General features: G+C 73.9%; 4 protein-coding genes. All 4 read left to right on the forward strand.

Annotated features, from left to right (window positions below; genetic code table 11):
• Positions 1-14: 14 nt before the first annotated feature.
• Entirely contained in the window at positions 15-7,565 is a 7,551-nt protein-coding gene (locus ACEN8D_RS17405) for a choice-of-anchor G family protein (RefSeq protein WP_495601086.1), read from the forward strand.
• A gap of 142 nt (positions 7,566-7,707) precedes the next feature.
• Positions 7,708-10,593 (forward strand): DNA polymerase III subunit gamma and tau, encoded by a 2,886-nt coding sequence (locus tag ACEN8D_RS17410; protein ID WP_495601087.1) that lies wholly within the window; start codon positions 7,708-7,710, stop codon positions 10,591-10,593.
• Positions 10,593-11,192 carry a recombination mediator RecR gene (recR, locus tag ACEN8D_RS17415; protein WP_070418402.1) on the forward strand — a complete coding sequence of 200 codons (600 nt, stop codon included), beginning with the start codon at positions 10,593-10,595 and terminating at the stop codon, positions 11,190-11,192. The genes ACEN8D_RS17410 and recR overlap by 1 nt, the downstream gene beginning before the upstream one ends.
• Positions 11,193-11,323: 131 nt before the next feature.
• Positions 11,324-12,589 (forward strand): aspartate kinase, encoded by a 1,266-nt coding sequence (locus ACEN8D_RS17420; protein ID WP_070418403.1) that lies wholly within the window; start codon positions 11,324-11,326, stop codon positions 12,587-12,589.
• Positions 12,590-12,605: the final 16 nt, after the last annotated feature.

Below are 12,605 nucleotides of genomic sequence, written 5' to 3' on the forward strand. Positions count from 1 at the left end.
GAAAAGAGACACGCATGCGCAGGCACGTGTCGCTGCGGGGTACCCGTGTACCCACGACGGCGGGCGACTGGACACGACGGATCTTCGGTGCTGGCGGCCGAGCTCGACGACGAGCATCGGACGATCGGCGTCTCCTCCTGCGCGGCGGCGTCATCGCCACGGTGACGGCGCTCCTCGCCGCCACCGTGGCGATCCAACCCGCTGCGGCTGCACAGACCGACGTCTCCGAGGCCGAGGGGCTCCTGCTCAGCGGCTCGGGCATCGTGGACGTCGACGGCATCGCCCAGCTCGGCGGCGCCTACTCCGCACGCGGTGCGACGACCGGCGGCGGGACGACGAACCAGCCGCTCAACGTCGAGGCGCTGAACACCGTGGGGGTGGACCTCGGCAACGACATCGACCTGCTCGGGGCGAACGGCATCCTCACCCTCGGCGTGGCCGGCCAGTACGCGACGACCTCGGCGAACGGTGCGACGGCGTCCTCCGGCCTCCTCACGAACGACGGCGGCATCGGCGTGGGCACCGGGATCGGTACCGGCGCGTCGACGCTCGACCTCAACCCGCTCTTCAGCCGGGTCGGTGCCGACACGACGGTGCTCTCGAACGCGCGGCTGCGGGTCGGAGCGCTCGCGTCGACCCTCACCGCGACGCGCGGCACGACGGTCGGCACGACAAGCGACTACCGGATCGCCGGGGCCGACCTGACGCTGACGAGCCCGGCCGTGCAGGGCCTGACGACGTCGCTCCGCGACCAGCTGCGCACCGTCTCCGGTCAGGTGAACGGCGTCTTCGGCACCGGGGGAGCGCTGCAGGGCACCACCGCGACGGTGACCAGCCAGATCCAGACCCTCCTGCGCCAGGCGTTGCTCGGCACGGTGAACGTGAGCGGCACCACCATCACGTCGAACGTGGACCTCAACCTCGACGGCACCCTCACCCAGGTCCTCCAGCAGCCGCTCACGGACGGTGCCGTGACGATCGTCCCCGCGACCGGCACGATCACGGTCGACCTGGACAAGCTCACGGCCCTCAACGGTCAGCCCGCGAACACCCCGGTGCTCACGACCGCCGCGGTGAACTCGATCAACCAGAGCATCACCACGATCCTCGGCACGCAGCTGCCCACGACGCTGCAGACCGCCGTGGTCAACACGATCAACTCGACCGCGGTGCGCGTGGACATCGCCACGAACGCGACCGTCGTCGGACAGCCCTCCGCTGCGATCGGTCTCCGGATCGACACCACCCTCGGAGCGCTCGCCGGTACGGCGACCGCGAACCCGACGGTCACCACCTCGGGGAGCCTCGTCGGCCTGCCGCTGCCCCTCGGCACCGTGCTCGCACCGGTCGTGAGCGGAACCGTCGTCCCCGCGCTGCAGAACGCGCTCCGACCGATCATCGGTGGGACCGCCCTGGCACAGCTCGGCACCGCCCTGACGAACACGACCACTGCCGTCGCGACCCTGCTGTCCCCGGTCGTTATGCTCCTCCGCCAGGTCATCGACCTGACCGTCAACGCACAGGACACCACGACCGGGTTCCGCGACGGCCGAGGGTACGACCCGGGATCGCGCAGCGTGCACGCCCTGCGGCTGTCGATCCTGCCGGGGGCGAACGTCGCCACCGTCGACCTCGCCACGTCGACCGTGCGGGCCACGGCCTTCGTCGCGCCGACCATCACGGCACCCGCCGCGAACCAGGTGTTCAGCGTGCCGACGGCGTCCTCCACCCGAACCGTCACCGTGAGCGGCACGGGCGAACCCGGTGCCACGATCGGTGTGAGCCTCGGTGGCGGCCGGACGGGCACGGCGACGGTCGCGGCCAACGGGACCTGGACGACGACCGTGGCGAACGTGCCGACCGGCTCCTACACGGCGAGCGCGACCCAGACCGTGGGGGGAGCGGCGGCGGGCTCGGCCACGCAGCAGTTCTCGGTCGTCGCGCAGCAGGCCCTGACCATCTCGACGCCGACCGCGGGGCAGACCTTCACGACCACCGGCACCACCGCGCCGGTGACCCTGACCGGCACCGCGACCGCGAACGCCCGCATCGACGTCGACCTCGGAGGCGGCCTCACCGCGACCGGCACGGCGAACGCGAGCGGCGCGTGGAGCATCACGGTGCCGGACGTCCCGATCGGCGAACCGACCGCGAGCGTGACGCAGACCGTGGGGGACACCACCTCGGCGCCCGTGACGCGGGCCTTCCGGGTCGTCGCCGCAGCCGGCCTCACGGTCGACAGCCCGACGGCCGGCCAGGACTTCCCGCTCGCCGGGACCACCCGGGACGTGCCGTTCTCCGGTTCGGCGCAGCCCGGCGCCCGGGTCGACGTCGACCTCGGTGGCGGCCGCACGGCCACGACCACGGCGAACGCCGGCGGTACCTGGTCGACGACGGTGACGGGTGTCCCCGCGGGGTCGTACTCCGCCCAGGTGACGCAGACCGTCGGGTCCTCGACGAGTGCCCCCGTGACACGTGCCTTCACGGTCACGGCCGCCCCGGCGCTGACGATCGACGCTCCCGAGGACGGCAGCACGATCACCGTCGCGGACCCGACCTCGACCACGCCCGTCACGGTGTCCGGCACCGCCGCACCGAACGCGCAGGTCACGGTCGGCATCGGCGGGTCCTTCGCCGCGACGGTGACCGCGACCGGCGACGGCGACTGGGAGGCGACCTTCCAGGGCGTCCCGGTCGGCGACCGCACCGCGACCGCTCGGCAGACCGTGGGCGGGACGACCTCCGGCCCCGTGACGAGCGACTTCACCGTCGCCGCCGGTGACCCGATCGCGATCACCGCCCCGGCACCCGGTGCCACCGTCACCGTGCTCGACGCGGACACGACGACCGACCTCGACGTGACCGGCACCGCCGAGCCCGGCGCCGACGTCGCGGTCTCGCTCGGCGGCGGGCTGACCGCCACCGCGACCGCGAACGGCGACGGGGACTGGACCGCCACGGTCCAGGACGTCCCGGTCGGCCGGTACACGATCCAGGCGACGCAGACCGTGGGCGGGACCACCTCGCCGGCCGTCCGCCAGGTCGTGACGGTCGTCGCCGGCGCGGCGCTCGCCGTGACCTCGCCGACCCAGGACAGCACGACCGACGTCGCGACCGACGACTCGACGATCGACGTCGTCGTCTCGGGCACCGCGCAGCCGGGCGCCGGCATCAGCGTCGTCCTCGACGGGACGGGCGACCCGGTCACCACGACCGCCGACGACGACGGTGCGTGGTCGGTGACCCTGCCGGACGTCGGCACGGGCGACCACACCGCGAGCGTCACGCAGACGGTCGGCGGGCAGACGTCCGCAGCCGTCGACCGGGACTTCGCGATCGCGGTCGGCGACGACCTGGTGATCGAGTCGCCGACGGACGCGCAGGAGGTCCCCGCGGGAGCGGGCGGCCAGATCGGCGTCGTCGTGCGCGGCACCGCCGAGCCGGGTGCGAGCGTGCGGGTCACGGTCGACGACGGCGACCCGGTCGACGTGGTCGCCGACGGCTCCGGCAACTGGGCGACCGACCCGACGCAGCTCGGCATCGGCGACCACACCGTCACCGCCGTGCAGACCGTGAACGGCACGACCGGACCCACGGTGACGCGCGACTTCACCGTCGTGCCGGGGACTGCCGTCGCGATCGACTCGCCGGCCGTCGGTTCGCGCTTCGTCGTCGTCGACGGCGACGCGACCGCGACCGTCCCGATCTCCGGCACCTCGGAGCCGGACGCGGACATCACGGTCTCGCTCGGCCCGGACACGCAGTTCACCACCACGGCGAACGGCGACGGCGTGTGGAGCGTCGACGCCACCGGTCTCGCACCCACCGGCACGTACACGGTGAACGCGAGCCAGAGCGTCGAGGGCGTGGTCACCACCGCGATCCCGACCACGTTCCAGGTCGTCACGGCCGCGCAGCTGGCGATCACCACCCCCGGCACGGCGCCGATCACGGTCGCGGGCGACGACGTCCGACGTGACGTGACGGTCTCCGGCACCGGCCAGCCCGGCGCCGCGGTGACCGCGAGCACGACCGGCGAGGACGACCAGCGGACGACGGTCGCCCCGGACGGCACCTGGTCGGTGACCTTCCCGGACCTCGCGGTCGGCGAGCACCCGGTGTCGGTGACGCAGACGCTGCCCGGGACGGTCTCGTCCCCGGCGGTCTCCGACCCGGCGACGCGCACCGTCACGATCGAGGCCGCGGACGCGGTCACGGTGACGACCCCGGCCGCCGACGCCGTGCTGCTCGTCCCGGACGCCGACGCGACGCGTGACGTCACGGTCACCGGGACGGCCGAGCCGAACGCTCCGGTCACGGTGCGACTCGGCGACGACGAGGCGACCACCACCGCGGACGGCGACGGCGACTGGACGGTCACGTTCGGCGGGGTCGGTGTCGGTGACCCGACGCTCACCGCGACCCAGACGGTCGGCGGGACCAGCGCCTCCAGTCCCGCACAGACCGTCACCGTCCGTGCCGGGACCGCGCTCTCCCTGACCGCTCCGACGAACGGCGCCGTCCTGACGGTCGCCGACGCGGCCGGCACGGCCGACGTGCGGGCCGCGGGACGGGCCCAGGGCGGGGCCACGGTCACGGTGACGCTGTCGAACGGCGACTCCGACGAGGTGACCGCCGCTGCCGACGGCGCCTGGGAGACGACGTTCGCGGACGTCCCGGTCGGCGACTACACGGTCCGCGCGACGCAGGTCGTCGGCGGGCAGACGTCGGCACCCGTCACCGCGGCGGTGTCGGTCCGCGCCGGTGCGCCGCTCACGGTGACGACCCCGGCCCGGGCCACCTCCGTGACGGTGGCCGACGACGACGCGACGACCGACGTGCGGTTCGCCGGCACCGGCCAGCCCGGGGCGACCGTCACGGTCGACCTCGGTGACGGCGGGACCGCGACGGCACGGGTCGGCGACGACGGGGACTGGGCCACGACGGTCGAGGACGTGCCCACCGGTTCGTGGACGGCCGAGGTCACCCAGGCCGTGAACGGGACGACGAGCGCGGCGGTCGCACGACCGGTGTCCGTCGTCGCCGCGGCCGACCTGACCGTCCGCCAGCCCGGCGAGGACCCGATCACCGTCGCGGACGGCGACGCCACCACCACGGTGACGATTGCCGGTGACGCCCAGCCGGGCGCCACCGTCACGGTCACCGTCGACGACCGCGACCCCGTCGAGGTCACCGCCGGTGACGACGGCGCGTGGAGCGTCGACGTGCCGGACCTCGGCGTCGGCACGCACGACGTCAGCGTCACGCAGACGGTCGACGGGTCCACGTCCACCACCCCGGTCGAGTCGGCCTTCGAGATCGAGGCCGGAGCCCCGGTCGAGATCGCCGAACCGACGGCAGGCCAGGAGTACACCGTCGCCGGCGAGGGCGCGACCACCACGGTCGACGTCAGCGGGACGGCGGAGCCCGGTGCGACCGTCGTGGTCGACCTCGGCGGCGGACGCAGCGAGTCCACCACCGCGGACACCGACGGCAACTGGAGCGTCTCGGTGCCCGACGTGCCCGCCGGCACCCCGACGGTCAGCGTCACGCAGCGGATCGGTGACACCGTCTCCGCCCCGGTCACCGTCGGCATCCGGGTGCTCGTCGCGGACCCGATCACGATCGCCACCCCGGCGAACGGATCGACCGTGCGCGTCGCGCAGCAGGACTCGATCGCGACCGTGACCGCGAACGGCGCCGCCGAGCCGCTGGCGACCGTCCGGGTGGCGGTCGACGGGGGCGACCCCCGGACCGTGACGGCGACCGCCGCCGGCACCTGGTCCGTCGACCTCGAGGGCCTCGGCACCGGCGAGCACACCGTCCGTGCCACCCAGACGGTCGAGGGATCGACCTCGGCGCCGGTCTCGACGACCTTCACGGTCGCCGCGGGTGCAGCGCTGACGGTCGACACGCCGGCGGACGGCGACACCGTGACCGTGCCGGCCGGCACCACGACCGCGAGCGTCCCGGTCAGCGGCCAGGGGCAGCCCGGCGGCACCGTGCGGATCGTGACCGACGACGGCGTCCCCGTCCAGGTCCCGGTCGGCCCGGACGGTCGCTGGTCGACCGAGCTCACCGGTCTCGACGCCGGCGACCACACGATCGTCGTCACGCAGGTCGTGAACGGCACGACGTCGTCGCCGATCGAGCGCGACCTGACGGTGGAGGTCGCCGCGGTGGACGCGATCGTCGTCACCTCCCCGGAGAACGGCACCGCCTACCGCGTGCTCGGCGGCACCACGGACGTCCGGGTCTCCGGTGTCTCCGCCCCGAACGCGGCCGTCTCGGTCCGCGTCGACGGCGGGACCCCGGTCACGACGACGGCGGACGGCGACGGCGAGTGGGCCGTCACCGTGCCGGACGTCGGCACCGGCCCGCACACGATCGCCGCCGCGCAGACGGTCGGTGGGACGACGACGAACGCCCCGCAGGTCGGGTTCTCCGTCGCCGCGGCCGCACCGGTCCGGGTCACCAGCCCGACCGACGGCCAGGTCGTCCCGACCACCGGTGCCACGACGTCGATCCCGGTCAGCGGTACCGCCGAGCCGGGCGCCACGGTCTCCGTCGACATCGACGGCCGGACCGCGACGACGACCGCGGGTGGTGACGGTTCGTGGACCGTCACCGTCACCCGGGTCCCGCCGGGCACCCACACCGTGTCGGTCACCGAGACCGTCGGCGGCGTGACCTCCGACCCGGTGACGAGCACCGTGCGGGTCGTGGTCGCCCAGCCGACCGACGTGACCATCACGAGCCCGGTCCCCGGCCAGCTCATCCCCGCGACGGGCACCGGCGACACCGGCAGCTTCACGGTGACCGGGCACGCCACACCGGGAGCGCTCGTCACGGTGCGCCTGTCGAACGGGCAGGTCCGCACCACGACCGCGGACGCCGACGGCGACTGGAGCGTCACGTTCGACCGCGTCCCCGAGGGGGAGTGGACCATCGAGGCGTCGCAGTCCGTGAACGGCACGACGACGGTCTCGCAGCCGGTCCCGATCGTGGTCGACGCGGTGGAGCCGCTCGCGGTCACCTCGCCCACGCCGGGCGCGCACCAGACGGCCTCCGCCGCCGGGACCGTCGACTGGCGGGTCACCGGGACCGCCGAGCCGGGAGCGACCGTCACCGTCGTCGCCGACGACGGCACGCCCGTCACGACGACGGCGGCCGAGGACGGCACCTGGTCGGTCGTCCTGCGACTGGCGGTCGGGCAGCACACCATCCGCGTGACGCAGACGGTGGCGGGTGCGACGTCGGCCGTGCAGTCGGTCGCGGTCGTGGTCGACGCAGCGGTGCCGGGCGGCCCTGGCACGCCCGGCACGCCCGGGACGCCCGGTGCGCCCGGTGCGCCCGGTGCGCCTGGAACGCCGGGTGCGCCCGGGACCGGCGGCAACGGGTCCGGGAGCGGGAGCGGGACAGGTTCCGGGTCCGGTGCGCTCGCGTTCACCGGTGCCGACGTGGCCCCGCTCGCCGGGGCAGCGGGTGGCCTGGTGGTGCTCGGCTTCCTCCTGATCGGTCTGTCGCGGCTCGCCCGCGGCCTCCGCCGCCGCGGACGCGTCTGAGTCCGTCGCACGCACGAACCGCGCCTCCCGTCCCGTCGTCTGCACGGACGGGAGGCGCGGTTCGTCAAGCGCCCGCCGCCCACTTCCCACAGGCGGTCCGGTCCGACCATCGGGTGTCGGTCGTCCCGGCTACCCTTGGGGCGTGGTCACCGCCCTGTATCGCCGTTACCGGCCCGAGAACTTCGCCGAGCTGATCGGACAGTCGCAGGTCACCGATCCCCTCCGGACGGCCCTGCGCACGAACCGGGTCAACCACGCCTACCTGTTCAGCGGCCCGCGCGGCTGCGGCAAGACGACGTCCGCGCGCATCCTCGCGCGCTGCCTGAACTGCGCCGAGGGCCCCACCGACACCCCGTGCGGCGTCTGCCCGAGCTGCGTCGAACTGGCACGCGGCGGCGGGGGATCGCTCGACGTGATCGAGATCGACGCCGCCAGCCACAACGGCGTCGACGACGCCCGTGACCTGCGCGACCGCGCCGTGTTCGCCCCGGCGCGCGACCGCTACAAGATCTTCATCCTCGACGAGGCGCACATGGTGACGCCGCAGGGCTTCAACGCGCTGCTCAAGCTGGTCGAGGAACCGCCGGAGCACGTCAAGTTCATCTTCGCGACGACCGAGCCCGAGAAGGTCATCGGCACCATCCGGTCGCGCACCCACCACTACCCGTTCCGCCTCGTCCCACCGGCCGCGATGCTCGAGTACGTCGAGCAGCTCTGCCAGCAGGAGTCGGTCTCGGTCGCGCCCGGCGTGCTGCCCCTGGTCGTCCGCGCCGGCGGCGGTTCCGTCCGTGACACCCTGTCGCTGCTCGACCAGCTCATGGCCGGCAGCGAAGACGGGGCGATCGCGTACGAGCGGGCCGTCGCGCTCCTCGGCTACACCGACGCCGCACTGCTCGACGACGTGGTCGACGCGCTCGCCGTGGCCGACCCGGCATCGGCGTTCGCCGCCATCGACCGGGTCGTGCAGACCGGGCAGGACCCTCGTCGCTTCGTCGAGGACCTCCTCGAGCGCCTCCGTGACCTCATCGTCGTGGCCGCCACCAACGAGAGCGCCGCGGCCGTGCTCCGGGGCGTCTCGCCGGAAGAGCTCGACACGATGACCCGGCAGGCCGGTGTCTTCGGTGCGACCGGGCTCTCGCGTGCGGCGGACATCGCGAACCGGGCGCTGACGGACATGACCGGGGCGACCTCGCCGCGGCTGCACCTCGAACTCATGACCGCGCGGATGCTCGTGCCCGAGGCCGACGACACCCAGCGCGGTGCCCTCGCCCGGGTCGAGCGACTCGAGCGACGCATCGGTGTCGGGGACGCCGGCGGGCACCAGGCCGGGCCGGAGTCGCTCCCGGCCGCGGGGTCGACCACCGCCCCCGCGCCGAGCACGCAGCCGGCCGCACCCGCTCCTCGGGTGGCCCAGGCCCCCGCGGCTCCCGCCCAGACCCAGGCCCAGACGCCGGCGCCGGCTCCTGCGCCAGCCGCCGCCGAGCCGGCCGCCACCCCGGCCCCGACGTCGACCGACCCCGGTGCCACCGCTCGGGATGCCGCTGCCTCGTGGGCCGCCGCGGTGCCGAGCGCACCCGAGGCGCCGTCGAGCGGACCCGGGGCGACGCCGGCCCCCGGTGCGGCACCGACGCCCGCCGCGGGCGCTGCCAACGCGTCCTCCACGGGCCAGGGCACGACTGCGGGTGACGAGCCGGCCGTGCGTCCCATCGGCGCCGTCGGGTTCCAGCAACTCCGCGACTCCTGGCCGCAGATCGTCGAGCACGTCCAGCGGCAGAAGCGTTCTGCGTGGTCCGTGGTCGTCACGGCGCAGGTCACGGCGCTGCGCGACGACGTCCTCACCCTCACGTTCCCGAGCCAGCAGGACGTCGCCTCGTTCAAGGAGATGTCCGACCCGAACGCCAGCGTCAGCGAGCTCCTGCGGGCCGCGATCGTCGACGTGCTCGGCCTCCGTGTGAAGTTCGTCGCCCGCGGTCCCGGTGGGCCGGGGCAGCAGCGACCGCCGCAGCAGCCCGGGGCCCAGCCGCCGCAGGGGGCCGCGCAGCCGGCGCCGGGTGCCGCGCCTGCCGGTGCCGCTGCTGCGGGTGCTGCACGGCCCGGTGTCGACCGGGCCGCCGAGACAGCTCCGGCCGCTCCCGCGCGTCCGGAGCCGACGACGTCCGAGCCGCACGGGTCCGCCGAGCAGCCGGCGGCGGGGGAGTCCGCCGACCGATCCGCTGCCCAGGGGTCCGGTGGGGGCGCATCCGCCACCGGAGCATCCTCGGCGCCGGAGCCCGCCGCGCGCGAGACGGCAGCGTCGGAGCACGTGGCACCAGCACAGTCGCCGGCATCGGCATCGGCATCGGCACGGCCGGACGCGGCGCCCGCGCAGGGAGACCAGCGCCCGACGCAGTCCCGCCCCGCCCCCGCCCCGGAGCCCACCGGCGCCCCGGTCACCGAGTGGGCCGTCGCCACGATCCCCGCCGCGGATCCCACCGCCGGGGCCGAGCGCTCGTGGTCGGCACCGTTCGGCACCACCGACACCGGTGAGCCCGTCGCTCCCGTCCCGACCACGTCCGACCCGACGGCGGACGCGGCCCTCGCGGCACAGCTGCGCCCCGCGTCCTCGCTGGGTGCCCCCGCACCGCAGGCGACCCCGTCGACGCAGGCCGCGCCTCCCGGCAGTCCGGACACCGACGCCGACCGCGGCCCGGGCGCCGCGCCGTCCACCGGTCCGGCCACCGCACCGTCCGACGGTCCGTCCGCCGCACCGGGCGGCAGCCCGGACGTCCCCGTCGACGACTACCCGCTCGACGACGACCCGTACGGCGACGGCGACCCCTACCCCGACGCGCAGCAGTCCGCCGCACCGCAGCAGCCCGCCGCCCCCGCGCCGAGCCAGCAGCGCCCGGCACCGGCCCAGCGCCCCGCCGCACCCGCACCGCAGGTCCGCCGGACCCCCGTCGCGGGCCGCTACGGCGAGGCCGTCGTGCGTGAGATCCTGAACGCCCAGTTCATCGAGGAGACCTCCCTCCACGAGGAAGGCGCCTGATGTACGACGGCATCGTGCAGGACCTCATCGACGAGTTCGGCCGCCTCCCCGGCATCGGACCGAAGTCGGCGCAGCGCATCGCGTTCCACATCCTCCAGACCGAGTCGTTCGACCCCACCCGGCTGTCCGAGCTCCTGGCGGACGTCAAGGAGCGGGTCCGCTTCTGCGAGATCTGCGGCAACGTCACCGAGAACGTGCAGTGCAGCATCTGCCGTGACCCGCGTCGGTCGCCGGCGGTCATCTGCGTCGTCGAAGAGGCGAAGGACGTCGCCGCGATCGAACGGACGCGCGAGTTCCGCGGGCTCTACCACGTGCTCGGCGGCGCGATCAGCCCGATCGACGGCATCGGCCCGGACGACCTGCGCATCCAGCAGCTCATGACGCGACTGGCGGACGGCACGGTGGACGAGGTCATCATCGCCACCGACCCCAACCTCGAGGGCGAGGCCACGGCGACGTACCTCAGCCGACTGCTCGTCCCGATGGGCATCCGCACGACCCGCCTGGCGTCCGGGCTGCCCGTCGGCGGCGACCTCGAGTACGCCGACGAGGTCACGCTCGGCCGCGCGTTCGAGGGCCGTCGGGTCGTCGGCGGCTGACCTGCCGGAGCCGGGCAGCGCGCAGGATCCTTGCGTCTGCACCGGCTCTGACGCAACATCCTCGAAACACCGACTACCATCATGAGACCGCGTGACAGTCGCGGAACCGTCGTCCCCGGGAGTACCAACCAGTGGCCTTGATCGTGCAGAAGTTCGGTGGATCGTCCGTCGCGGACGCCGAGAGCATCAAGCGCGTGGCGAAGCGGATCGTCCAGACGAAGAAGGCCGGCAACGACGTCGTCGTGGCCGTCTCGGCGATGGGCGACACCACCGACGAGCTCGTCGACCTCGCGCACTCCGTGACGCCGATCCCCGCCGGACGTGAACTCGACATGCTCCTCACCGCGGGGGAGCGCATCTCGATGGCGCTCCTGGCGATGGCGATCAAGAGCCTCGGGGTCGAGGCGTCGTCGTACACGGGCAGCCAGGCCGGCATGCTCACCGATGCTCAGCACGGCAAGGCCCGCATCGTCGACGTCACCCCGAAGCGCGTGCGCGAGGCACTCGACGCCGGGCACGTCGCGATCGTCGCCGGGTTCCAGGGCTTCAACCGCACGACCGGCGAGATCACCACGCTCGGTCGCGGTGGTTCGGACACGACGGCCGTCGCCCTCGCCGCGGCGCTCGACGCCGACATCTGCGAGATCTACACCGACGTGGACGGCATCTTCACCGCCGATCCGCGCGTGGTGCCGAAGGCCAAGAAGGTCGACCGAATCACCAGCGAGGAGATGCTCGAACTCGCAGCGTCCGGTGCGAAGGTCCTCTACATCCGTGCCGTCGAGTACGCCCGTCGGCACGGCGTCACCCTGCACGTCCGCTCCTCCTTCAGCAACGCCGAGGGAACCATCGTCTACAACCCTGCAGAGGGGGAAACCGTGGAAGAACCGATCATCACCGGCATCGCCGGAGACCTCTCCGAGGGCAAGATCACCGTCGTCGGCGTGCCCGACACCCCGGGCAAGGCGGCGGAGATCTTCACGATCGTCGCCCGCGCCGGCGCGAACATCGACATGATCGTGCAGAACGTGTCCGAGGCCGTCACCGGGCGGACCGACATCTCGTTCACGCTGCCGAAGGACCAGGGCCAGGGCGTCCTGACCGCGCTCGAGGTCGCGAAGGCCGACATCGGCTACGAGGGCATCCAGTACGACGACCAGATCGGCAAGCTCGCCCTGGTCGGCGCCGGCATGCGCACGAACGCGGGCGTCTCCGCGGCGCTCTTCCGCGCCCTGCACGAGGCGTCGATCAACATCGAGATGATCTCCACCTCGGAGATCCGCATCTCGGTCGTCACCCGTGCCGACACCCTCAACGAAGCCATGCGCGTGGTGCACAACGCGTTCGGCCTCGACGCCGACTCCGAGGCCGTCGTCTACGCCGGCACCGGCCGCTGACCCGTCAGGAGCACCG

It is taken from the genome of Curtobacterium sp. Curtsp22, from assembly GCF_059492135.1.

Excerpts from the sequence above, each read along its gene's own strand:
- recR (WP_070418402.1), top strand. The coding sequence starts at position 10,593 with ATGTACGACGGCATCGTGCAGGACCTCATCGACGAGTTCGGCCGCCTC.
- ACEN8D_RS17405 (WP_495601086.1), top strand. The coding sequence starts at position 15 with ATGCGCAGGCACGTGTCGCTGCGGGGTACCCGTGTACCCACGACGGCG.